Source organism: Acinetobacter sp. SwsAc5, from assembly GCF_013391485.1.
Lineage (GTDB): Bacteria > Pseudomonadota > Gammaproteobacteria > Pseudomonadales > Moraxellaceae > Acinetobacter > Acinetobacter towneri.
The window spans coordinates 1-24,877 of sequence record NZ_JACAXD010000033.1; the positions used below are offsets into that span (position 1 = coordinate 1).

The following is a 24,877-nucleotide window of genomic DNA, read 5'->3' on the forward strand; positions in this document are numbered from 1 at the left end:
GTATTTGGATTGTCACTGCTTGCTCCAAAGTTAACATGTTGAGCAGTCCAAAATGACCGCTATATTAACCAAGGGGGTCAGTTTTTAAATGCCATTAGGGGGTCATTTTTACACTGCCGCTAACAGTATGAAGATGAATGTAAAATTCATCAGGATCGCAAAACCGTAGTAGAAAATCTAAAAAACCGCGATCCAAGTGATGTTGTGGTTGTATACCATGGGGGATGTCCGGATGGTGTAGCTTCGGCAGCTGTCATTATTAATGAGCTAGGTAAAGACATTCAACTGATCAAAGGCCGTTATAGCCAAAGTCTTTTTGATAGTATCGATGATCTTACTGGTAAAGTAGTAATGCTTGCCGACTTCTCATACCCAAGTGATGAAATGTTCAAGATCATTGCACAGGCTGATCAGGTTATCTTTCTTGATCACCACAAATCTGCCTTAGAAAGCCTGTTTAAACCCCTCTACATGGAAACCGTATTCTGTCATGCCAGTGTTGAGTATTCAGGTGCAAGTCTGACTTGGGATTTCTTTCACCACGGCGAGAGCGTTCCGCTTTTTGTTCAGTATATTGAGGACGGCGATCTCTACAAATTTGAGCTGCCTGATGCCTACGACATTGTTAAAGGCCTACATTCAATTATGGGTGATAATATTCCGGATATGATCAAATTGCTCAATGACAGCTACTTTATGAGCAATCTGACAGACTTCCGTAATATCGGTAATTCGATCAATCAAACTGCTAAACGCAATGCGACAGGAATCATTAAAAACGGCTTGGTGAATGTCAATGCGGGGGGATATTCCTTCCCTATGGTCAATGTGACTCCTGATCACACTAATTTAGTTGGTGAGTTGGTTGGTGGCATGGACGGCGTACCTTTTGTCATGTGCTATACCATCCTTGCAGATAAAGTAAAAATCTCTCTGCGTTCAGGAGAGCACGGCGAAGATGTACCAACAGCACTAATTAAACTTGGGATTGATGGCGGTGGCCATAGTCGTGCCGGTGCAGGATTCATGAGCCTACAAACATTCCTTACTAACATCCTTGCTAAAGTAGAAACACAAGAAAAATCTAATGCTTCACACTCGACATGCGCTTGTTGTTCATAATAACTATCTTAATGTTAGGATATTCATGAATATTTACCTAACTGTTAAATATTAAAAAGACCGGTTCAAAACCGGTCTTTTTTTAAATAACTTCTGTGTTATCGAATTATTCGATTTGTCCACTAGGAGGTAAATAAATCACCTATGTGATAACTAACAGGGAATCGTGGTTTTGCGAAAGAGTGATGTTCCAATAAATCACCTATGTGATAACTAACTGATCGGAGTAGATTCTCGTCCAAAATTTTTTCCAATAAATCACCTATGTGATAACCAACACTGGCAAAAGGACAGACCCTTTCAGTCTCCAATAAATCACCTATGTGATAACCAACTATTTGCGCTCTGACGGCCTTTTCCCACTCAACCAATAAATCACCTATGTGATAACCAACGTACTTTTTCCCAAATAGTAGACTCACCTAAGCCAATAAATCACCTATGTGATAACCAACAATGAGCAATGGTGTCATCATTTTTCCGCACACCAATAAATCACCTATGTGATAACCAACTTTCATTGAATGCAGCTATTCCGCTTGCAATACCAACAAATCACCTATGTGATAACCAACATTCTCACTGGCTTTCAGATTGATGTTTTCTGCCAATAAATCACCTATGTGATAACCAACCGTTGAATACTGGAAAAACGCCTGACATCAGACCAATAAATCACCTATGTGATAACCAACAGCAAATGTTTAGTTGATCGCACTTTGCTTGCCCAATAAATCACCTATGTGATAACCAACCATGAGCTTGACGTTCTTTTGAAAATTTAATACCAATAAATCACCTATGTGATAATCAACTGAACTCGCTCAGAGAGGAAAACAGACGATTTCCAATAAATCACCTATGTGATAACCAACTATGAGTATTAGCCCTTCTTCGAGTTTCATTTCCAATAAATCACCTATGTGATAACCAACTTAACCCGACCTATCTGTTTGATGTATGTATGCCAATAAATCACCTATGTGATAACCAACAGCAAATGTTTAGTTGATCGCACTTTGCTTGCCCAATAAATCACCTATGTGATAACCAACCATGAGCTTGACGTTCTTTTGAAAATTTAATACCAATAAATCACCTATGTGATAATCAACTGAACTCGCTCAGAGAGGAAAACAGACGATTTCCAATAAATCACCTATGTGATAACCAACTATGAGTATTAGCCCTTCTTCGAGTTTCATTTCCAATAAATCACCTATGTGATAACCAACTTAACCCGACCTATCTGTTTGATGTATGTATGCCAATAAATCACCTATGTGATAACCAACTTTCACGGTATAAAAATACGTCCTGTTGTTGACCAACAAATCACCTATGTGATAACCAACTCCCATCAAAGCGTACCGAGCCACGGTTAAATCAAATAAATCACCTATGTGATAACCAACTGAACCCAAGTACACGGACGTAATATTGATACCCAATAAATCACCTATGTGATAACCAACATACAAGTCAATATATTTTACATTTCTGCTTTCCAATAAATCACCTATGTGATAACTAACTACGCCATTACCAAATATTTACATGAAGTAGCCCAATAAATCACCTATGTGATAACCAACTTTAGAATAAAAGCATGTCTCCATATTTATGTCCAATAAATCACCTATGTGATAACCAACATTGTATGTCCTCTGAAAGCCTTATATAGCAACCCATAAATCACCTATGTGATAACCAACCGTAGATCAAGTCAATTTCAGCCTGTATTTCACCAATAAATCACCTATGTGATAACCAACTATTTGCGCTCTGACGGCCTTTTCCCACTCAACCAATAAATCACCTATGTGATAACCAACGGTGGGCTTATGAGAGTATTGCGAGGTACTAGCCAATAAATCACCTATGTGATAACCAACTGAATCACATCTTTGCTCATGTAATTTGTGTTCCAATAAATCACCTATGTGATAACCAACTTGAATATTGCTAGTGCTTTAAGTAGCAATGCCCAATAAATCACCTATGTGATAACCAACCTGACTGACTAAAAACATCAGCCTGCACTTCTCCAATAAATCACCTATGTGATAACCAACCTTTTTGGGTAATTTCTTTGTCAATTATGAATCCAATAAATCACCTATGTGATAACCAACTAGGTTGGCATTACTATTTCATGTTATTGATCCAATAAATCACCTATGTGATAACCAACAAATGTGAAATCCCTATCATCATTACAGATAACCCATAAATCACCTATGTGATAACCAACCTCCAACCACAGCATCAAGCTCCAAATCTTTCCCAATAAATCACCTATGTGATAACCAACCGGTCCTAATTCGTGGTGGTGTATTTGGACAACCAATAAATCACCTATGTGATAACCAACTCACAAGCCTTTGCATCCGACTTCGGTTGCAACCAATAAATCACCTATGTGATAACCAACACAGAACAGCAGCGAAAGACGATCCGCAGGCGACCAATAAATCACCTATGTGATAACCAACACTTGTTCACCACTATGCAATTTGCTACTTACCCAATAAATCACCTATGTGATAATGAACTTACCAATAATTGGGAACCTATTTTTCAAAGACCAATAAATCACCTATGTGATAATGAACTAAATCTAAAGAGTCTTTAGTCAACTTTAAGTCCAATAAATCACCTATGTGATAATGAACTACTTACCACTGCCAAAATTGAGCTTTAAATACCAATAAATCACCTATGTGATAATGAACTCTAGAATAGCGATTAGAAGCAAAAAATAGGGCCAATAAATCACCTATGTGATAACCAACATACGGATTTCATCCATTTCTATTTTTTTATTCCAATAAATCACCTATGTGATAACCAACATACGGATTTCATCCATTTCTATTTTTTTATTCCAATAAATCACCTATGTGATAACCAACAGTGAATAAGGGTGAAATAATTTATATATTTTAAGTTTTTAAGAGAAACATCATTTTAAAACCCTTTTAAAATGCGGTTCCTGTATAGAATTGTATTTAGAGGATTTTTTTAAAGTTAAAAAATAAAGGGTTATTTCAATTATATTGCCATATCAAAGAAATAACCCTAAACCGCATTCGCGGTATCTAACCATTGGATAACGGCTCTAACCTTAAAATCGCTGTTGCGATCTTTACTGTTTTAAAAAACAGTAAAGTCAAATTTTTCATTTGAAATGGCATTATCAATTTCTTTCGGGTCAAAAGCAATTTTGTCTAACTGGAATCCGTCATCACTGATAGTTAATGTTCCTAGTTTTCGTGGGGTTGGATCATCAAATGAAGTTTCAATAATATTCCACTGAGCATGAACTTCACCACAACCAAGGTTTTGATGACCACCAATGGTAAAGTTTACGCTACCCTTCCATAGAGTCCATAACAAAAAGTTTAGGTCTTGGTCAGATGGATTGTTTAAGATCATACGATGTTCTAGGGTATGTCCGGCATCAATCGCACTAAATCCGTCTAATGGGCGCAAGATACTTTCGGTGGAACCCGCACGGGTATCCTTTGTTTCTTTAATCTTGAGATCAATATCTTCAATTTCTTTAAATATTGCCTTTTTATCATCACCCGTTAACTGTTTAGCTTGAGTCTGCAATTTCTTTTTCATTGATTTCAGGTCGGCGGTTTCTAGTGCTGTAAGCGCATCCGCATCCATGACAGACTTTAAATAGTCCAATTCGCTAGGGTCCACGAATCCTACTAAAGAAGGGTTACGATTAAATGGATGGTTTCGGGAACCATTACCATACGTGATAATTGGGTTAGAGTTTGGATCACAGTACGCATTACCGACCTTCAATTTGCCGGCTACACCAAAGTTACCAAAGTTACTGATCTGAGGATTGATCTCGCGGATTTCCAAGTTTTTACCAATACGCTCATAACCCCCACCTAGTTTAATTTTGCGGCCTGTATCAACACCGCTAAAATTCATATAGTGTTCATCTACAGTCAGCGTTTTACCATTCTTTTGAAGAAGGTCAGCAATAGCGTAAGCAGCTGTACTACGCAAGAATCCACGGATACTGGTTGCAGGGATATAATATGCGCCATGGCTATTACGAGGAATACCAGTCTGATTTGGCAATGTTACGTTTACAGGCGCTACAGTGGTTAGATGGCCAATAAATTTAATAGTTTTCATATTAGTTACCTATAGTTTTAAGACGGAAATTTGGTAATAAGGAATCAACTCGTTCAGAGCTTTGGTAAGGTGGCTTTACACTGTTTTTGACTCTCAGATAGTGCTGTGCCTTTTCCGAGCTGACCATGTGAAGCGGCAGACATCTTGCCAATTCACCTTCTTCATCGAAAAAGCAAAAATCATCATCGTCATCAATTTCAACTGCGGTGATTTCGCCAAAACCTTGACTATTATTCAGGCCAATAAAACCTAAACTTTCGAGAAGGTATTTGATCTTTCTCGGCTCCCCTACTGCATGAAATTCCACAGTAGCGGTTAAAATTGCGTTATAGGCTGTGACCCTTTTTCGGAATCCCCCACCTTTAACAATGATGGTCTTTTCACGCTCATGAAACGAATATGGCCATTCGATCCAGTGTGTACGAGTTACCAAACTCCATTCACACATGGATATCGGAATCTGTTTGGTACGCACATAGCGCAATGCAGATGCTTTGAATATTCCATCTTCTTTAGCTAGTACCTTTTCAAGTTCATTTAGAATCTCGGTATCAGATAAATTGGTATTCAGCTGATAAGACGCATAAAGAAGTGCATCTAAATGAATTGGATATTTAGGAACAAGAATCGGAGACGAAATTTCCAAGCTAATTTTTATGGGCTTCATATAAAAAATAGCTCCTTTTTCTTTTCCAAAAAAATTTCGGCATTTAAGTAGTTATCCATGAATCGCTTAGGAACGGCGTTTAGAAGAATAATATTTCCCCTTTCATTGCGTGAATGCGGCATCCGGCTGTCAGCAATCCATATTGTGACTAGATCATTAGGCGATCTCGTACCACGCCCCATACCCTGTTTAAGTTTAGAGACAACATCTTGCATGGATAAAATCCACTGGATGTTATTTAGTTCAGTTTTAGTCTGATTATTTCTGTCGCACATAACCTTTGAAGCGAATTCAATAATCGGGTTAGGCGGGTTATATGGAATACGGCTTATCACAACATGGTAAATAAGCTGATCTCCGTTTTCCTTGCGCAGATTCAGGCCTTCCCAACCGGCACAAGTAATTAGAATTTCATTTGGTCGTTTAAAGTCCTGTAGATATTCCTTTAATGCAGTCCCTTCGCTATGGACCAATGGCTGACAATCCTTAAACATTTCACCGAGAATTTTTGACTCTTTATGTGAGGTAGTCAAAACCAGTACATTGTCACCACTTTCTTTTGCCTTCTTGATCATTAGCGCCGTCTTAGCTAACCATTCAGCATTGAAAGTAATGTCATTTTCATCAGCATCAACAATCGGCGGTGGACAAGCCTTGGTCATAAGAACGAACTGCATATTTGCATAGTTTTTTGGAGAAACGATCAGCTCTACGGTGCTTTCAATATCTGATAGACCAAGTGAACTTTTTGTTAATCCAAAGGACATACCCTGTTTGGCATTGGCTAGAGTTGCACTTGTCAGAATAATACGATCAGTTAATCTTTTAGTAATTGCGCCAAACAGCTTGCTTGCATAAATATTGAGATAGGCAACTGAAATCTGTTTACGGATTGGAGATACACCAATTGCAGACAAAGTGTATTCATTATTCGGTTTCTGCCATGAGGACAAGCGCTGAATTAACTGTGTAGTTGTATCAATGAATTCGGCATCTTTAGCTGTCAGAGTTTTATCTTTCATAGACTCTTTAAAGGCATTGAGGGTTTTAGTCAGTTCTGACTGTACCGCTGCAACAGACACTTTACATTGTGAAAAAATCACTGGTGTATTCGTTGCCGTCAAATAATCAATCATATTAAAACGCGGGTGGGCTTTAACCTTTGTTTCGAGTTCATCTATGCTATTCAGACATTCCAATGCAAGTTTCTTTGCCTGAGAATGGTCGGCAACATGGTTCAGGAGTCGTTTAATCTCATTTAGGTTATTGCGGTGATTAAAGTTATCAAAACAAATCGAAGCAAGTTTATGAGCTTCATCAAAGATCATGGCATGAATGTCAAAATCTGATATTCCAGTCCTGTCAGCCATGATGCAGCTATGATGATTCGTGATAATAATTGCTGCCGATTTCACCCGATCTAAGTGAAAGTCATAGGCTTCATTATCAGACTTTTGACTGTTCAGTAGGCAAATATCATCTACTTTAATGCCTGCCGGTAGATCGCCCATTTCTTCAATATAGTCGAGCCATATTCCTGATCCAAAATGGCAACTTTCTGCGACATTATTGATAAAGTCATCCAGTTCATCTTTACGAGCCGGATCAGACTTAATAATTCCCTTACACTTATCTTTGACTCGTTCAAGTGAAAAGAAGCTCTGACGGCCCATACGATAAGCAATGAGCATGTCATCTATATTCAGCCCGATCTCATTCATGATCTGCTTGATAAAGGGCAAGTCGTGATCAATGATTTGTTTTTGCAGATAGCGCGTAAAGGTACTAATAACAATTTTCTTGTTATTCAGGTCAGGATTCAGGGCTATGAAAATAGCAGATGGAATCAAATAACCAAGAGATTTCCCGATACCTGTATCAGCTTGCAGTAAACCTAATGTTTTATCAGGTTTAACTAAGGATTCTGCTATGCCAAGTGCGTATTCATGTTGCTCAGATGTGTAACGTCCACCCAATTTGACAATAGCCCCATCTTCACCGAATGCTGCGTTCACATAATCTAAGAGAGTTTTCATAGTTTGACAGCCCTAATCATTCCAAAACCATAAGTTTTGTTGCGGCCAATACCATTAAACCAAGCATGTTCAAATTGGGCCAAATTATGAACCTTGACCGTAAAATGAATATCTACAGATTTAATTGATTTTTCGCGACCGGATATCAGGTGATACCCACCATCCGTAAATTTGAGTTCCTGAATATCCAAACCGGCTTTTTCAAGTAGTTTGGTTGCATACTTAGGAATTTCATCATCAGTTAATCGAGTGTATTTGTGACTTTCGGCATACTTGGGTTTGCGGCCTTTATTTTTCACGAATTCATCAAACTGTTGTTTGTCCATCGTGAGTTTTGGTGTGTCTCGCGGCAGCGTTACAGTTCCCTCAAGCAGATCACCGACATTCACCTCCAACACTTGCTCAGTCAACGGAATGCCTGCAACCTCCGCACTGGTGCGGCAAATGATGTACTCGCCATTTACATGAAACAAAAGCGGTTTAGAATCCGTATGATTTGGAGTGAAATCTTTAATGTTTAGCGATTTAAGCAAATTAAAAACGGTACTGTGATAATCATAGTTTTGTTTTCTTAAAGCAAAGATAAAACCCTTCATTAGACTGCCCCTAAAGCTGAAAGCCATACATTTCGTGCAATTGGATTTTTCGGTAATACTTGACCACTGAAACGGGCAAAATCCATATTTTTAGCAAAGAATTGCTGTACTCGGTCATTAGCTTGATCGAAGCGTCCTGCATTAATGCCGCGTAATATAGTGAGCGCTTCTGCACGATCCTTTTTCTCAAGACCTTGGAACATTTCTTTAAATTCTTTCCAGTGTGTACGGGGGGTTATTACACATCCCTGCTCTTGGCATAAGATCAGATTATTTTTGTCTCCGACCAAGAGATTCTTTAAATAAAGTTCTTTTCGGGGCGAAAGATTGATTGCCAAATAAGGTCGATCATCTTCAAGTAATTCAACTAATGCCTGATTACCGGATAGGCTTTTTATTTTGAACGGTGTCTGATATGAAATCTTCTCAGGATATTTACCGCCGCACCATAATTCAGGCTGTTCATCAGAGGTAGGAACAATTAACCATGCAGATTTATAGTCAGTGAATCGCATTGCTATTTTTGGGGCTTCTCTTGTTCCCATTGCAAAGCCAATGACATCATAGCTAGGTTGAGTAAACACCCTAAGTACATCACTTTGAATAGTCATGGTCCCATAAGAATCTTTATTAACAAAGCCTTCAACCTCAATACCAAAAACCTCACAGACACCTTTCTCTTTAGGCAAATCTTTAAAATCCGACTCAAAGAAAGGAACTATTCTTTTACGCAATAATTCGATTGCATCCATTTAACAACCTTAGAACCGTTATGTTTACATCACGGATAGTATTATTTTTAAAAGTGGATGTAAACAGGATGAAGTGGCTATATAACATTAGAATAAAATTAAGTTACATTAAAACCATATACCACATAAAAAATGCCGCTTATTAGGCGGCATCAGTGGTTCAGAATGTTAAGCACTTAGTTGTTGTTTTTCTATTTTATGAAAAATAATACTTATATTTTACATAAACTTAATATCTTTATTCGTGGTGTATGATTATAATTGATTTTATCAACAAATGGAGAATATTATGAGCGCCGTAGAATTAAGAAAACCACAACACACATACTATATCGGCCTTGGTGCTCTTGATATTTTCTATACCTTTCGTAAAGAAATCATCGACAAATACGGTTTGATGGTAAACGATACCCATATCTGTAATCTGTCAACGAATCTCGAAGAAGCACAGCGCAAAGCTGAACAATATGTTCAACAGATCAAAGATCGACTTGGTGACGCTGTTGATATTGCGTTTGAGAAAGAGGTCGAGCACACCAACTGGGTCAAACCTAAATACAAAGTTTCAGCATTCGTTCTGATGCGTTTAGAAGCCATTGAAAATGGTGTTGTTCCATTTGGTAAACATGAGGGAACCAAGATTGTCGATCTCCCTGACGACTATATCTTATGGATGGCTGATAAGAACCCGACCATTGGGGATGATAACGATTCACTACCATTCAAAATGCTATCAGATATGTGTCTAGGGATGTGCCTAGAACGTGGGCTATTTGAGCAGCGCAAACAGGATAATGATAAACTTAAACATTATGGCGAAGTTGGTCAGCGCAAAGTCATGACTGGCATTGTTAAATCTGCATATCAGCGTAGAACTGGTGATTATGGGGGCATGGGCCACCGTGATTATGGAATCCAGTATTCCTATACGCTTGAGATAGAAGGCTGCAATGTTAGATATCAAGGTTCAGTGGACCTTGGAATTGCAGGCGACACAGTTACCATGAAAGCGACTATTGCTGAACACAAAGTTGATAGTGAAACCAAGCGCAAAACAACAATAATTAAACGTCCTAGCGCCGTTGAAATTATTAAAGGACCGGACAAAGAATAAATATGCTTTGGGAAAAGAAAAATAATTTCAGGTTTTAGCCATGAACAGTTTTTTAAAAAACGCGCTGCACACCCTCTCATTAATGGGATGTGCATTTATCGTTATTTGTTTGGTTTGCCTGTTAGCGATCCGAATGCTGAAATCAAAACGGTTCCAATCCCGTCAAAATCTTATATTTGGTACAGCTGTAACCGCAATTTTCAGCACTATAATCATAGGCTTTTTCATGCTCTAGTCCCTTGCTTACGCATGGTAGCCAATGCTTACGCATCCGGCGGGGGGGCTGCGCCAGTATTCAGAATAATGGTGGCTCAATTTTCCACGATCAAAACTATACTTTCATCAGAATTTATATACTTTTTAAAAGCTGATAAACGACAATCAATGTCGCTGCAAGTTGTTGTTATTATTCTATATATGGTAAAATAGCCTTATCAACAAATAGAGGTTTACCATGAACAATATTCAACATCACATTACTTTTCATGACCTTTCAAAATCCCAAGTTGTCCAGTTTTCTAAATATTTTTTAGCTGAATTAAGAAAGAATGATCATGGCCATATTATGTATTTAGAAAATACAAATTTGGATATGGTGGATCATATTAAACGATTCGCATTAAACCTACAGCTTTCTGTGAACCATCTTTACATGAGCACGGATTTCAAAACCTACGGGATCAATCATTACCGTGAAGGCAAAAAGGTGGATTATGAATTCAGTATTCAAGACTATTACAAGCTCACAGATGAAATTCTTGGTGTCGATTTTTTTAACGGTCTTGATCCAAAGACTCCTGAGTTTTTGAAAGCTGTTGGTTACTTCATTGACGATTATGTAAATCAAGTGGATTCAAAACGCATCGATGTGAAATTTGTTGATGGAAACTCTATCTTTTATCAGGTAGATGAGAGTGAATTTGAATTGATCGTTTCTCTAAATCACAATACTGGAATGCTATTTTTCCAGTTTGGAGACGACTCAATTGTAAGCCCTGACATCCGAGTGGATAATGGAATTACAATACTAAGCGACTTCCTTGAAGATGAATATTTCGACTTTATTGATAGAGGTGGTTTACATTGGATAGAAAACAAACGCAAAACCGAAGATGAAGCCTAGTTCATCTTGTTCTCTAGTCGGTTAAGGTGCTGAAATAGCGTCTTAACCTGACTTAATTAGCTTTACGAAATCTCGCCACGCTTACGCTCTTGGGGTAACTGCTTGCGCAGTTGCCATCCACTCTGCCCTTTGCTTACGCGGCTGCCACCAATGCTTGCGCCACTGGTGGGGCTTCGCCGTAATCAAAAAGAAAGATGCGCTAAAAAAATTTCCGGTGTATCTTTGATGCCTGTATCTAATCTCACTATTACACTTTAAAAGCTAAAATTACATAATATTACTGATTTATTTGTGGTATATGGTTATAATTAATTTAATGAAATCGGGGGTTTAACCATGCAACTGAAAGAGTTTGCACAACAGTTTAAGTCTGATCTAAAAGCCATTGAGATCGTTGATCTTGTAAAACCTAAGTGTTGGGAACAGATCACAGCAACTTATCCTGAATATACAACTATTGAGGATGAAATTCGCCAATGGCTTGAAGCAAACTGCCCTACTATCTTCGGCATCATTAACTCAGTATCCAAGCGTAAACGCCATGATCTGAACCTGATCAATGGCATCAAGGCATCAATCCTTATTGGTCAAAGTGACTTCGTTGGTTTGCGTTCAGCGGATCATAACCGCTTTACTAAACTGTATTTTGAAAGCCTGCAATTAATTCAAGCCCACCTAGATAAACTATATGAAAAGCATGACCTGATTCCTGAATTAACTGAATTCGATTTCGACCATGTTAATGCTTATAAGGCTTACAACCTTTTTGGCAATATAGGTAAAACCCGTGATAAATTGACTTGGTTGTACGAAATAGCATTGGTTAAGCAACCGAATTCGGTGTACCTAAATGTAGCCAAACAAGTGAATGAAGAAGCGGTAAAGCTGCATGAGCTTTATAAAAATGTAGATGAAATTGAGTTTCATCCTAAAAATAGCAGCGACTATCATCACTGTGCCTGCTGTTTCCGTTGGGTAAGATTAAAGCCATCCAATCCCGATCAGGTTGCCTACCATGGTTATACAATTGACCGAGGTACATATAATGAGATCGCAAGCCAATCTTGTTCAGGATCAAGCTTTCAACCGCTAGAAATGAGCACTAAAGGAACTTTTGCGGTACTGGAACGCAACAATCAGAAGTTGGCCAAACTCAAAGAAGATTTAAAACTTTGGGAAAATGATCAATCCGATATGGGGAAAAAATATTTAGCGAATACCAAGAGTGGTATACGGTCTATCAAGTTTTATGCTGAAACAGCATTTAAAATGATTCAAAAATATCAACCGGAGCAGTTGCCGGAGGTAGAAAAATATCTAGTAACTGAATGATGGACCTGAAAAAAGCCTGCATCATGTAGGCTTTTTTAATTTACTTCTTGAGGGTATTTGATTGCGGCAACGTCATACTTGGAAATAATGATTTCTTTAGCCCCATTATTCACTACATAATCTTTTGCCCAAAATGTTGTTTTTAGACTCCCCTTGTAGACTTTGCACGGTGCTTTGGATTTATCCACGCATCCTAATGTGTATATTTCTGCATGTTCGTACTGGTTAACAAAATAACCTAGCACATGAAAAATGCTATACACGAAAACAAATACACCTAAAATCTTGATCATTTGATTTTTCTTAAAGAATCACATCACCATTATACAAGCATTGTATTTCGTTGATGTTTTTATCTTAAATAAGAGTTTGTTTTGTGTTTTAGTAATTTAGGATTCATTAATAAAATTTCGTAGTGTATCTAATTTTATCGACTTGGCTTGCATACGCAATGCAAACAAAAAGGCAATTTCTGCTTCTTCTGCACTTTTTGTTTTAATTGTTACATTTCTAATGCTATGACTAGCAGAATGTATTAGTATTTTTTCATCTTCTTTTTTAAGCTGTAAAGTAGTTATAATTTTTCCTATTAATTCCGCACTAATTGGTTTTTTTCCTGTTTCGACAGATGATAAGAATGCTGAACTAACTCCAATTGATTCTGCAAGTTGAATAAGATTCATATCACGGTCAATTCTGATTTTTCTGATTGCCTTACCAAAATCTGTTAATTTTGCCATCTTATATACTCATTTTTAAAAACACCCCTTATATTAGCATTAAATGCAAAATATATAAACCAATAGGTTAATTTGTTATACTAAAATTAAATAATTTAACCCATTGTAATTTACAGTAAGGCGGTATATTATCCCATCAACACTACATATAAATTATTAGGTATGACATGATTAATTCTAAAAAATTCTATTTAGATTCAGCACGAAAAGACAATGATATTGAGCGCACAACTAAAGAAATTAATGAATTTTTTACCAAAAATCCTCAATACAAAGTGATTAATATTGAACATATTTATGAAGCCTATTCTGCTTCATTTTGCTATATTTGTGTTTGGTATACAGATAATTTCTAATTATTAGAAAAAAATTCTTACTTAATGAAGCGAGAGGTAAAATTCTTGCAGGCAATGTAATTTAGTATGATACTTTTTTGATCTTAAATGTTTCAGGATTCATATTTGATTAATCGAGTATGAATCTTTTTTGTTTGTATTTTTCTTAAATCAAAGACTTGGATACTATTTGAGTATGATGCTCTTTTGAATGTTTACAAGCATATTTATAACAATCAAAGTTCTGATATTACATAATATTACCGATTTTAAATGTGGTATATGCTATATTAAATTTTATCAACAAGTGGAGTTTATAGCATGACAACCAACATTGACCAACTACGAACACATACAGGCACTATTGATCTGAAAATTTTTGCAAATGGCTTATATGCAATACTAAATAGCAGTCTGAGTAATGTGTGCCGTCATGACGATATTCATAGACTACACCCCCTTAAAATGAATGGATATTCAGATATCCGTATTGAAAGTAATGAATTATCCAAAGGTTGGGAAATTCAAAACCTTTCTGATGAAGATATAGATCAATTACTGGTAGATTTCATTAGAGATCATATTGAAGCTTGTGAATTAGAAACAGCTCAGGAAAATCTTGATCGTATTGGGGAAAATAATCTATTCAACACTTATGCAGCACTGGATACAGAAGAATTATTTTTTCTCGGTGTCATTGCCAGTGGTATGTGTATTCAATTAGATCAAAATGAAGTCTATGAAGATATTCTGCCCCACACAGATATTTTTATCGATCGGGAAGAATTAGAAAATACATCTATCGATCAGCTTTGTAAGCATCCATTCTTTCCAACTTACGCCATCCCGACCCAAACTTTCAGAATAGAATCCAATAAGCTATCTGATATCGAATGTTTGTTCTTCAACAGATATGGGGAATACATCAGATCAGGTCATTTACAGGGCCAATATTTTAATAAAGCAATTGCAGCAGAAGATGGAATTCTTACAACCGGATTCAGCCCTTCATTTGAACATTCTTTAGAAAATTAACGCAGATTACCGCCCTACTTCGGTAGGGTTCCGGCGCTTCGCTGACGCTTTCGGCAATTCTGCTAACGCAGATTGCTTTCACTACACCACGCTTCCGCTTGGCCACCAATGCTGACGCATCAGGTGGGGCTTCGCCTGTTATCGCGGGATTAAGGTGCGAAAATTTCGTATGGGTTTACTTTTTTTAAGCCTTCTTATCAAACGTCAGATTTTTAAAAGCAATTACTTAATATTACAGAACTTAACTTTTTAAATATGTGGTATATGGTTATAATATCTATATCAACAAATTAGAGTTTATCGTTATGTCAGCTTATGTAATTTCTGCAAAACACCTTGCTGTAATTGTTAACTTAGCAGTTAAACCTTTTGCATGTGCTGAATTTATGCAGAAGTTCTTGAGTGAGGTTCAGCCTTTAGCTTATACAACTGATGGCCTACACGAAATTGACCAAGAGTTCAGAAAAGAATTACAGAATTTCAAATTTTCTAATACGTTCCGGAAAGAAAACTTTTCTTTAATATCCCGCATTCTAGCCAAAGCAATCGTTATTGGTGTGAATAGCGCTTACCCTCACCGAGATCAGACCGATCTAAGCTCTTATCTAGCTGATGTCGAAGCTCAGTTTGAGTATTCAAAAGATTTTGTTCAGCACATCAAGTTTATGCAGTATTTAAAATTACTGCATTGCTATGAGTTTCAGGCAAGCGAATTAGAAGATTTCAACAAAACTTTGGCATACCGATTTTTGCAAATCGCATACAAGGATGCCTGCTATCTCACAGCTGATGAATACGACAGTTATCAATGGGCAATCTAACAGGCTCAACAAGGCAGTTAATGACTGCCTTTTTTTTAATTATTATTTTTAATTTAATAGCGTCATACCGTGTCGTGATTAAGTTTTTTTCTATTTTCTTTGTGCGGTATATTTGAGAAAATATCTTTTCATCAACAAATGGAGTTAATTATTATGTCTTTATTAAGTGCTATATTTAATAGGGCAGAATCAATATTATTTTTTATTGTATTCTTTGGCTTGCATTACTGTATTTTAAAATACATTTTGTCACAGCCTTACATTAATTCCTTTCCTGTGATTAGTTTCTTTTGCATCTTCTTCATTGGCTTTTTTGTCAGTGTGATTTTTGTGGTCGGTTGGATGCGTTGCAGCCATCATATCGCAAGTATCAGAGACAGAATGATTGCAAGTTTAACAAATCATTGATGAATCAAGGCCATACTCAGTAATGAGTATGGTTTTTTTATTGTTGTTGTTTCCGCGCGGAAACAAAAAAATTGCTTCGCTTACGCTTTCGTCCATCGTGCTTACGCAGATGGATTCTAGCCATCCAATGCTTACGCATGGAACATAAACGGCTTACGCCGATTATGTGGCTACGCCTGTTTTTAAAATAAGGTTCGGCTTCTAATTAAATAAAAATATTAGTTTAATTCATTGTATTTACCAATATATTGAACTTGAAAAGCATCATTTTTTATTAATCTTTATTTATATTCAAATTACAAATTAATATATTTCTTATAAGTGGTATATGCTAAAATAAATCTAATGATAAAAATTAGATTATGGTGTCAGGTATGAAGAAAGTTGATCATTTAATTATTACACCCAAAAATGATGCGACATTGAAAGGCATCACGGAATACTTATCGCGGCTTCATAATGCGGCGATAGAATTTGGTTTTTTTCACAAAGAGAATGAATTACGCATCTACCCTTTCTATCCATCTTTGACAACTGAATTTCAGCTTATTCATGGTACTTGGAAGGAGTTACATAGAGAATTTCTACTAGCTGATCAGCTAGTAGAGTCAGGATTAGACCTGTCAATTTACTATTGCGACAATTATCAGTGTGATCTATTACGAATTGAACAAGAAGCACTACAGGTATCTATAAAAAATAGCCATTTTTCTGTACCTTACCTATTACTCTTATCTCAAAGTTTCCTATACACCTATTTTGATGTTTGGATCATTCAGGTTGATGATGGTGTCAAAACCAATGAATTTTATATTCAAAATCAAACTGAGGTAGAAACTTACCTCAATCAAGAGTTGAACAAACTGGTTCCTCTTGCGGAGAAGGCGTGATTAATATGGTTGAAGTACAGATAAATTTATTATCGGAGCCATTGGTTCAATATCTCTACCTTAAACATTGGGCTGATGATGAATCATTTAAAACTATTCCAGTCATTAAAAATGGTGGATTAGCAGTTGAAAATGGCACAACTGAAATACCAAGAGACTATTTTCTAGGCCGTTTAGATGCTAGAAAAAAATGTGCTATTCAAAACAAATACAGCCGCATTGAAGAAGTTAGATTTTGTGATCTAAGCACTGGATCAGATTCAATTTTGAATCTTATGACGAAGTACCGGATCAATATTGAATACTCTGTAGATACAGTGACGGCGTATTGCGCTGATTTCGTTTCTACAGAGCATATTGATCACTTTGGGTTAGCAATTCTTAAAACAGCTCTTAAATGCGCTCTACGGGCCAATACAGTGAATGTGGACGAAGAAACTATAGCGGTAGTTCAAAAATATGTTGATAACCTCAAAAAAGAGCTGTTAAAGCAGCTGAAATCTTAGAAAGGAAAATAGCTTAATGCTTTTGTTGATTGTGATCCTGTTGGAACAAGATTGTTCTTTTATGAAAAAGGGCTTTTTTTTAATGACGGTTGAAGATGGTCATATACAGTTTGGACAGTGAAGATACCTTATAGAACATTGAACCCTTATCATCTTTTTTACAGGTTTGAGTCATCGTAAATGTATCACTGGTAATCAAATTCTTGTGATCAGTATGAGTTGAAAAATCTCTATAATGCTTCTCTATCACCCCTTTCATTTTAAATTTATAAGTATCGATCTGTTTTAGATTCGTGAAAGTGATGTTGTAAGAAGTGAAATCATCTAATGCTTTATAAATTACTGGTTGTCCAAAATCACGTTTTCCATAATTGTCCACATTGTAGAAGTGTTCTTGGTTTACCCCTTTGAATTTCATAATCAGGTTATATCCGTTAAACATATAACCTACAGTACGATTATCAGATGACTTTAGAATTGCAGTACAGTTTCTTGCATGTTCCTTATAGTTCCTGATCGTTTTATCATCTAAACTAAGAATCTGACTGGATGCTTGAGTTGATGTAGTGTTTAACAGGTTAATTCCGATTATTAATATTAAATATTTTTTCATACTCATTTCCGACCTAATATATTTTTTATTTCACTAATGTTTATTAACAGATAATAAATGTTTTTATTATTACAGAAAAGTAAGGTTTTAATGTAATAAGTTTATAAATCAACTAAAATGATCAACCAGTTTGTACTTTGGAGTGTAATCAACTTTTGATGAATTGCCCCACCAATTTGAATTTAAAGGCGTTAGAAAGAATTAGAAAGAATTGTATAGTATTAGGGGACTATATTTTTTTTATATTTCATAGTCTTATTGAACCAAAAAAACCCCTGTCGTACACAAAAAAACCCCTGTCGTACACAAAAAAACCCCTGTCGTACCAAAAAAAACCCCTGTCGTACCAAAAAAAACCCCTGAAAACACCAAAAAACCCCTGTCGTACACTTTGATCCACATGGATATCCACAGGCGAGTATGCCATACATATATATGAATTTATTTTCTTTATAATTATGGTTACGTTATGTCTGTTTTATTTAAAAAATAACCAGTTTTATTATAACAGATATTAAAAAAAACCCCTGTCGTACATTATTAGAGGGGTTTTAAGAAAAGTGCTCTTATAAAGCTGTAAACAGCGTGAAATAAGGTTTTTTGACCAATTTTTATTCAGAAAATGGGGATTTTAGGCCTTAAAAACCTCAAAAAAACCCCTGTCGTACACCTAAATACAGAAAAAAAACCCCTGTCGTACACCTAAAAACAGAAAAAAAACCCCTGTCGTACACTTTTTAAATTTCAGTAATACTATATATTACAAATACTTGAATGGTAATTTTAACATTGGTATTTTTTCGCTGAATTTGGATGTTTTTAAAAAACCTCAAAAAAACCCTTGTCGTACACCTAAAAACAGAAAAAAAACCCCTGTCGTACACCTGAAAGACGAAAAAAAACCCCTGTCGTACACTTTTAAATTTTATGAAATATTCTATATATCAATATCTTAACCTAGTTTTATTGATCTGCTATTTTTTTGGAAAACTCTAAATTTCTAAATTTAAGCCTAAAATTGGCATGAAACACTTTTTATTGATTTATTTTTAACCATTGAATGATGAAGAATTCATCTAAATTTAAGTTTAAAGGCAATAATACCAAGGGTTTGCCGTCCTTTTTTTGTAGTTATTACTCTAAAAATGCCCGTTTTTGACCAAAAAAAACCCCTGTCGTACACCTGAAAGGCGAAAAAAAACCCCTGTCGTACACTTTTTAAAATCTGTTTTTGTAATTCTATGTGTTTTAAGTATTTGTTAATTAAGTGAAAATATCAGTTTTGTGAAAAATTAATCAAATCTATATTTTTGACAATTTATCTGTGTCTATAATGTGCAGGGATAAAAAATTAGGTTTAAATTGGATTCATAAGTGAATAGTCGGACTACGAACTCTCTAGTGAAAAAAATCAATAAGCATGACAAGGTGACGACATCTAATGATTTTGTCACGGCTTCTTATAATATTGATTTGCAACTTGAGAAGATGATTCTGTTTGCTATTTCTGTTGTTAATAAATACGAAATGGACAACAAGACAGACTTCGACTTTAAGAATCCAGTAGTCGTATCTGCTGAGAACATGGTTAACCTCATGTACGATTACGATTCCAGAGTGTCCCTAAGTACGGAAGAAACTAAAGTTCGTTTTCAGCGTATTCGCAGTATCACTCGTTCAATGAAGCGCTTTTATGAAGAATTAAAAACTTTTCCGGCTATGGAAGTGAAGCGTGACGATAAAGGTATTTATGAAAAAATACCTATGATCAGTAAACTTGCTTTTGATTCAAAACGTAGGCAGTTATCTATATTCTTTCCTCAAGAGTTCTATGAATTATTCTACAAGATGGCGACTGAAAGCGGTGTAAAGCCCTTCAATAGACATGAAATTAAATACATCATGAAGATGGATTATTATTTCTCATTACGTCTATATCGTTATCTCAATGCTCATGTTTGGCGTAACAAACAACCTTTAACCATTGAATATGATGATATCCATCGGATGTTAAATAAACCGCTTAATGCGTTAACCCATCAAAAGATCAAAGAAAAATTAGTTCAACCGGCTGTAGATGAAATCAACAATTTCACTAATATTAAAGTAGAAGCTACCTACATCAAGACTGGTGCAAGATTTACAGCTGTGAAATTTGATTTTGATTTTAAATCTGATTACATCGAAATGAACATGCACAAGCGAATTGAAGCTCTCAAAATTAAATTCCTTAAAGCTGCAATTCCTTGGGATGACAATGGTGATCATTTCAGACATCCGGATCGTGTTGAGCATTTCACTCCACCAAAATCCCTGACTAAAAAACAGATCACAGCATTAGTTAATCAACCAGTATTCTTGAATGATTATGGTGTGTTCTTTGGTGCAGTCAGTGACGATGTTGCAAAACAAGTGATGTCCGCATTGCTTGAAAATAAGATAGATTTGCTCAATGCGCATAAGCCTATCGACTTGGATTATTACCTTGAATGGTTGAAATACCGAAACTCTAAGAACTCTGATAGTACAGACGATAACGCAGAGAATACACATAACGAAGCCAATTAGGGCCGCCACGCTTACGCTATGGCCATTTGCTTGCTCAAATGGCTTTTTACCCCTACCCCACCGCTTACGCAGGGTCATAGCGCGTTTACACGCTCAATGAGCTTCGCTAGTCGCCGGAAAGCAGATCACCGACCATATCTGCTGCGCTGACGCTGCGATCCGCTGCTGAGACAGCGGATATCTATTCCCCTTTGCTTACGCGGCGGCCACCGGTGCTTACGCTACCAGTGGAGCTTCGCCGGTATTAAAAAAGAAGTTGTCGCAAATTTGGAGCCGCCGCACCCCGACCTTCTCCATTTTTCAGATATAGAATTTTTAAAAGCAGAAAGGGTTACATAATTTAACTTCTTTTATTTGTGGTATATGTTATATTAATACCATCAGCAAATAAGAGTATTCAGTCATGATCTTACCTTCTAAATTATTCATTACACCAGTTGACCAAAATAACAATTTCGGCTTTCATGAAATCGCCAATGTTTTTTTAAGCCATTGCCTTAAACTAGGGTTTAAGCCTATAGAATCTATTGAAAATCCAAGTATTAAAAAATTTGTGAACCTAACTCTCAATTTTGATGAAAGTTCTATTTATCAGCATATTTCTATGCTCTCTCCATTTGAGAATGATTCAAATGGAAATATGCTAGTTCGCAGCCCGTTTATTTGGTATACGGATTTAAAACACTGTTCTAAAGCGGATAGAGAATGTGAAACCTTTATGATCCAGTTGGGGGATGAAGGGCGTTGTAAGCATACGCTTTATCAAATGGCACTTGGATTTATTGACCGTTTTACTGTTATTTATGTTGATGCAGAAGCACCAAATAATCAGGTTACTTTGACCCGATCTCAGATTGAAGCATATCTAAATCCGGTCAAAGTTCTTTCAGTGGCGTAAATTTTTGGGGAATAGTATGTTTATCTTAGATTTAAAAACCACAACTAATCTTTTCACGCCTGAACAGATTGAAGCCATCAATATTTATGCTTTGATCCGGAGCCTGAGTCCGGAAGATTACGCTAAAGAATCCGTCCATGAATTCAATGTGAACTTGAATGGATTACGACTGGCTGAATATCTGTTGCATGACTTTGCACAGCCGGAGGATTTAGACCTTGATCAAATTGTGGAGGTTATTTCTAAAAAAATAGATTTCTATGAAGCGGATCGGGTGATGGAATTGGCAGATATGGGTAAATTGGGGCATGATTTCGCCGTTACTGATCGCCTGCTTTATCTAGCCTTGATCGAATTTACTGACTATATCAAAGACGAAGCAGATGATAGCCATTTAGCAATCATAAATCGTTTGCATCAGCTAATCGAAACCCAATAACAGGATAAAGATATGGGCTTTACGGAATAAGTAGTGGAATTAAGTTTTTAAGCAAAATCTTAATTTCCACACGTTATTCCGTATAGCCAAGATATGTCTATCAAATTACGGGAAAGAATTGCTGATAATGCTATGGGGTTATTCGTCATCACAAAAGCAATTTGCATTTCAAGATTAGTAAAAGGCCAGTTGTATAATATGGCTATGAATGATGGAATTCTTGTCATTATTGGAATAAGGGTATTTGCCGCGCCCCGCTTACGCTCTTGGGGCAACTGCTTGCGCAGCTGCCATATTTCTCCCCATTGCTGACGCATGGCCACCGGTGCTTACGCCACCAGTAGAGCTTCGCCGGTTTTCGGATAGATGTAGCAAAAATTATTATGCAAGGAAGGATTCGGATAGAGCCAAGTGATCAAAATGCTACTTTTGAAAAGCATAATTTTACATAAGTTAACAGTTTTAGATGTGGTATATGTTATAATTATAACATCAGCAAACAGAGTTTATTATCATGCGCTACATTCTTTTAGACCCTTGCCACTTCCACCGTTCTAAATTCCGTCCAACAAAAAAATTTATGGCAAATGTAAAAGCCGGTGTACCTATCACAATCGGAAAATATGAGAATTTAATCAGCCTAACTCAATGGGGTGATGGTGAATATCCGGCATACCGACATTCACGCGCCAAAGACCAAAGCCGAGGTTTATATCATTTTGATGCAATCGGCGTTGACGCAGGCATGATTGCTTTAATCCTCCTAGATGACAAGATGAATAAAGCCACACCTAAAACCATCGTAGCCGAAAAACCATATTTCAAAACCCGTTTGCATAGTAACGGTGTAATTAGCTATTTCAATGGCATCCATTCCGAAACCATCTATGTAGACACAGGAGAAATTTACACTGAACTTCGTGCCGCGCGTCAAAAACGCCTAGAAAATAAAGCATAAACCGAATAAAGGTATCGTCCGGATGCCTTTCTAAAGCGCCCCGCTTACGCTCTTGGGGCAACTGCTTGCGCAGCTGCCGTCTACCCTACCCTTTGCTTACGCTACGGCCACCAGTGCTTACGCCACTGATGGGGCTGCGCCTGTAATCGCACAAATGATGCGAAAATTATTCCTCCACGGATGACTCACATAGCTCTATGTGACCTCCTGCTACTTTTGAAAAGCATAAAATTACATAAGTTAACTGTCTTAAATGTGGTATATGTTATAATAACCATATCAACAATAGAGAGTTTAATGTTATGGAAACTGGAATCCAACGCTGCCCCAATATTGAAAAAAATGTGGCGCTGATCTATATCACGGACCCGACCTTTTTAGAGCGTAGCAGATGCCCTGTTCTAGTCGGCGATTATTCAAAAGATGGCTATCAAATTTTGAAAACGCCAGTACGTTTTATAAATCCTCATTTTGACTTCAATTTATCGTTTGAAATTCTTCATCATGTGCGGGTGATTTCAGTACCTACAGAATCATGTGAAGCAACTTTGCTGAAATTCGATAATGGCGAGATTTTTGATATTGAACTTAGCGAACATGGAAGCCTGATTGAAGGAATGACCAAAGAAGAAACGGAAAAGTTCATCAAAGAAAATATGAAACTGGTTCCTAAAGATCATTACAAGGCTATGCAAACAGCTCTTAGCCTGCACTTTACCAGTCGTTGCCGTTAAGGAGGTCAATCATGATCGATTTAGATGAAAATACGGTGATTTCCTTGTTAAGTGATCCTGATGTTGTCGAATTTAATGTCGTTAACGATCAGAACGGGATTGAGATTGCAAACGGAATCCTGACCCAAGACAGTGTTGTTGAAATCTATGTGGATGGAGATAGCAATCAACTAATCAGGTTCCTTATTTCTACTCAATTTAAGTGTGAAGCAGTTGATGGAGCCTTAATCCATTTAAAACTGATAAAACAGGTAGACGATCAGGGCGATTTAGTTGTGCATAAGCTTTATACCGACCTGATGGAAGATTTGGAAATTACGGTGAATGGTAAGGACCCTGCTGAATATATTTCTGAATGGGTAGAACTTTCCCCGAATTATTTAGCTCATTCTATGACACAGGCTCTAAATGGCTACATCGACCATATCAGCCAATAAACGAATCAACAAATAGAGATATAGACTATGACTACAGCAATTTACCCATTAAGCAAAGAAACGGTACTTAAATTTCTAGGTGAACCCGACTTTCTTATAGAAAATGCAGATTTTTCAGGAATGGAGTGCGCTTCATTTGACATCGTAAAACATGAAATCCTACGGGAATTGATTGTCTTAGGTTCGGTTCTACATACAGCAACCGCAGAATACTGTTTGCCAGTTTTTACCACTATTGATGATGGACAGGAACTTAATTTTTGGTTGAACTTCACTGTAAAAATTGACTCAAAACTACAAGGTTTAGAAGTAAAAATTGAACCCGCAGGGATGTTGTATGATGTGAGCTTGTCTGATTCAAGTAGTTTAATTGAAGGTATGGACTCGAACGAAACTCAACTTTTTGTTAACCGAAATCTCAAGTGGGACTACCGATTAACATGCAAGGTGATTGAAAAAGCTATTGGATTTTACATCAGCAATTTACATGAACTGGATAAGTAAACCATAGAAAAGAGTATTCACTAGAATACTCTTTTTTTTGACATTAAAACTATTATACTCCCTGCTCCATAGAGGATTTATG

General features: G+C 36.7%; 25 protein-coding genes and 1 CRISPR repeat array. Of the genes, 16 read left to right on the forward strand and 9 right to left on the reverse strand.

Annotated features, from left to right (window positions below; genetic code table 11):
* Positions 1 to 204 precede the first annotated feature (204 nt).
* Complete coding sequence (locus HYG89_RS14170) at positions 205 to 1,122, forward strand: hypothetical protein (protein ID WP_178868044.1); 918 nt, start codon at positions 205 to 207, stop codon at positions 1,120 to 1,122.
* Between the two features lie 130 nt (positions 1,123 to 1,252).
* Positions 1,253 to 4,033: direct repeats of the CRISPR family, unit length 23 nt; unit sequence CCAATAAATCACCTATGTGATAA.
* Positions 4,034 to 4,278: 245 nt separating this feature from the next.
* On the opposite strand, the gene HYG89_RS14175 is transcribed toward HYG89_RS14170, so the two are convergent.
* Genes HYG89_RS14175 through HYG89_RS14195 form a run of 5 tightly spaced genes read right to left on the reverse strand, consistent with a single transcriptional unit; the run spans position 4,279 to position 9,340 of the window.
* A complete protein-coding gene (locus HYG89_RS14175) occupies positions 4,279 to 5,289 on the reverse strand; it encodes an RAMP superfamily CRISPR-associated protein (RefSeq protein ID WP_178868046.1) in 1,011 nt (336 codons plus the stop codon).
* 1 nt (position 5,290) lies between these two features.
* Positions 5,291 to 5,956 (reverse strand): hypothetical protein, encoded by a 666-nt coding sequence (locus HYG89_RS14180; protein ID WP_178868048.1) that lies wholly within the window; start codon positions 5,954 to 5,956, stop codon positions 5,291 to 5,293.
* Positions 5,953 to 7,992 carry a helicase C-terminal domain-containing protein gene (locus HYG89_RS14185; protein WP_178868050.1) on the reverse strand — a complete coding sequence of 680 codons (2,040 nt, stop codon included), beginning with the start codon at positions 7,990 to 7,992 and terminating at the stop codon, positions 5,953 to 5,955. Before HYG89_RS14185 ends, HYG89_RS14180 begins: the two co-directional genes overlap by 4 nt.
* Positions 7,989 to 8,588: a type I-E CRISPR-associated protein Cas6/Cse3/CasE gene (locus tag HYG89_RS14190; protein WP_178868052.1), complete on the reverse strand. Its 600-nt coding sequence runs from the start codon at positions 8,586 to 8,588 to the stop codon at positions 7,989 to 7,991. The genes HYG89_RS14185 and HYG89_RS14190 overlap by 4 nt, the downstream gene beginning before the upstream one ends.
* Positions 8,588 to 9,340 carry a hypothetical protein gene (locus HYG89_RS14195; RefSeq protein WP_178868054.1) on the reverse strand — a complete coding sequence of 251 codons (753 nt, stop codon included), beginning with the start codon at positions 9,338 to 9,340 and terminating at the stop codon, positions 8,588 to 8,590. Before HYG89_RS14195 ends, HYG89_RS14190 begins: the two co-directional genes overlap by 1 nt.
* Before the next feature lie 289 nt (positions 9,341 to 9,629).
* Here HYG89_RS14195 and HYG89_RS14200 point away from each other — a divergent pair, with 289 nt between their 5' ends.
* The 3 genes from HYG89_RS14200 (at position 9,630) to HYG89_RS14210 (ending at position 12,909) form a co-directional block, all read left to right on the forward strand.
* Positions 9,630 to 10,454 (forward strand): putative quorum-sensing-regulated virulence factor, encoded by an 825-nt coding sequence (locus HYG89_RS14200; RefSeq protein ID WP_178868057.1) that lies wholly within the window; start codon positions 9,630 to 9,632, stop codon positions 10,452 to 10,454.
* Positions 10,455 to 10,908: 454 nt separating this feature from the next.
* Positions 10,909 to 11,577 carry a hypothetical protein gene (locus HYG89_RS14205; RefSeq protein WP_178868059.1) on the forward strand — a complete coding sequence of 223 codons (669 nt, stop codon included), beginning with the start codon at positions 10,909 to 10,911 and terminating at the stop codon, positions 11,575 to 11,577.
* Positions 11,578 to 11,913: 336 nt separating this feature from the next.
* The gene (locus tag HYG89_RS14210; protein WP_178868061.1) at positions 11,914 to 12,909 is read left to right on the forward strand and encodes a hypothetical protein; all 996 of its coding nucleotides are present in this window, start codon (positions 11,914 to 11,916) and stop codon (positions 12,907 to 12,909) included.
* 35 nt (positions 12,910 to 12,944) lie between these two features.
* Here the strand turns inward: HYG89_RS14210 and HYG89_RS14215 are convergent, their stop codons facing one another.
* Both HYG89_RS14215 and HYG89_RS14220 read right to left on the reverse strand, forming a co-directional pair.
* Positions 12,945 to 13,202, reverse strand: coding sequence for a hypothetical protein (locus tag HYG89_RS14215; protein ID WP_178868063.1), 258 nt, complete (start codon positions 13,200 to 13,202; stop codon positions 12,945 to 12,947).
* A gap of 96 nt (positions 13,203 to 13,298) precedes the next feature.
* Complete coding sequence (locus tag HYG89_RS14220) at positions 13,299 to 13,649, reverse strand: helix-turn-helix domain-containing protein (protein ID WP_178868065.1); 351 nt, start codon at positions 13,647 to 13,649, stop codon at positions 13,299 to 13,301.
* Positions 13,650 to 13,816: 167 nt separating this feature from the next.
* Here HYG89_RS14220 and HYG89_RS14225 point away from each other — a divergent pair, with 167 nt between their 5' ends.
* From HYG89_RS14225 to HYG89_RS14245, 5 genes are all read left to right on the forward strand, one after another.
* Positions 13,817 to 14,005, forward strand: a complete 189-nt coding sequence (locus tag HYG89_RS14225) for a hypothetical protein (protein ID WP_178868067.1) — start codon at positions 13,817 to 13,819, stop codon at positions 14,003 to 14,005.
* Positions 14,006 to 14,305: 300 nt separating this feature from the next.
* The gene (locus HYG89_RS14230; protein WP_178868069.1) at positions 14,306 to 15,019 is read left to right on the forward strand and encodes a hypothetical protein; all 714 of its coding nucleotides are present in this window, start codon (positions 14,306 to 14,308) and stop codon (positions 15,017 to 15,019) included.
* A gap of 305 nt (positions 15,020 to 15,324) precedes the next feature.
* Positions 15,325 to 15,840, forward strand: a complete 516-nt coding sequence (locus tag HYG89_RS14235; RefSeq protein ID WP_178868071.1) for a hypothetical protein — start codon at positions 15,325 to 15,327, stop codon at positions 15,838 to 15,840.
* A 782-nt stretch (positions 15,841 to 16,622) separates the two neighbouring features.
* Complete coding sequence (locus HYG89_RS14240; RefSeq protein ID WP_178868073.1) at positions 16,623 to 17,138, forward strand: hypothetical protein; 516 nt, start codon at positions 16,623 to 16,625, stop codon at positions 17,136 to 17,138.
* Between the two features lie 5 nt (positions 17,139 to 17,143).
* A complete protein-coding gene (locus HYG89_RS14245; protein WP_178868075.1) occupies positions 17,144 to 17,644 on the forward strand; it encodes a hypothetical protein in 501 nt (166 codons plus the stop codon).
* A 79-nt stretch (positions 17,645 to 17,723) separates the two neighbouring features.
* Here the strand turns inward: HYG89_RS14245 and HYG89_RS14250 are convergent, their stop codons facing one another.
* Positions 17,724 to 18,257 (reverse strand): hypothetical protein, encoded by a 534-nt coding sequence (locus tag HYG89_RS14250; protein WP_178868077.1) that lies wholly within the window; start codon positions 18,255 to 18,257, stop codon positions 17,724 to 17,726.
* 1,401 nt (positions 18,258 to 19,658) lie between these two features.
* On the opposite strand from HYG89_RS14250, the gene HYG89_RS14255 reads away from it, so the two are divergent.
* From HYG89_RS14255 to HYG89_RS14265, 3 genes are all read left to right on the forward strand, one after another.
* Positions 19,659 to 20,825, forward strand: coding sequence for a replication initiation protein (locus tag HYG89_RS14255; RefSeq protein WP_178868079.1), 1,167 nt, complete (start codon positions 19,659 to 19,661; stop codon positions 20,823 to 20,825).
* A 403-nt stretch (positions 20,826 to 21,228) separates the two neighbouring features.
* Positions 21,229 to 21,723: a hypothetical protein gene (locus HYG89_RS14260; protein ID WP_178868081.1), complete on the forward strand. Its 495-nt coding sequence runs from the start codon at positions 21,229 to 21,231 to the stop codon at positions 21,721 to 21,723.
* Positions 21,724 to 21,739: 16 nt separating this feature from the next.
* Positions 21,740 to 22,162, forward strand: coding sequence for a hypothetical protein (locus HYG89_RS14265; protein WP_178868083.1), 423 nt, complete (start codon positions 21,740 to 21,742; stop codon positions 22,160 to 22,162).
* Positions 22,163 to 22,221: 59 nt separating this feature from the next.
* Here the strand turns inward: HYG89_RS14265 and HYG89_RS14270 are convergent, their stop codons facing one another.
* A complete protein-coding gene (locus tag HYG89_RS14270) occupies positions 22,222 to 22,479 on the reverse strand; it encodes a hypothetical protein (protein WP_178868085.1) in 258 nt (85 codons plus the stop codon).
* 197 nt (positions 22,480 to 22,676) lie between these two features.
* Here HYG89_RS14270 and HYG89_RS14275 point away from each other — a divergent pair, with 197 nt between their 5' ends.
* The 4 genes from HYG89_RS14275 (at position 22,677) to HYG89_RS14290 (ending at position 24,795) form a co-directional block, all read left to right on the forward strand.
* Positions 22,677 to 23,120, forward strand: coding sequence for a hypothetical protein (locus HYG89_RS14275; protein ID WP_178868087.1), 444 nt, complete (start codon positions 22,677 to 22,679; stop codon positions 23,118 to 23,120).
* A 302-nt stretch (positions 23,121 to 23,422) separates the two neighbouring features.
* Complete coding sequence (locus HYG89_RS14280; RefSeq protein ID WP_178868089.1) at positions 23,423 to 23,854, forward strand: hypothetical protein; 432 nt, start codon at positions 23,423 to 23,425, stop codon at positions 23,852 to 23,854.
* A gap of 11 nt (positions 23,855 to 23,865) precedes the next feature.
* Positions 23,866 to 24,291: a hypothetical protein gene (locus HYG89_RS14285; protein WP_178868091.1), complete on the forward strand. Its 426-nt coding sequence runs from the start codon at positions 23,866 to 23,868 to the stop codon at positions 24,289 to 24,291.
* A gap of 27 nt (positions 24,292 to 24,318) precedes the next feature.
* Positions 24,319 to 24,795 (forward strand): hypothetical protein, encoded by a 477-nt coding sequence (locus HYG89_RS14290; protein WP_178868093.1) that lies wholly within the window; start codon positions 24,319 to 24,321, stop codon positions 24,793 to 24,795.
* The last annotated feature ends 82 nt before the right edge of the window (positions 24,796 to 24,877 follow it).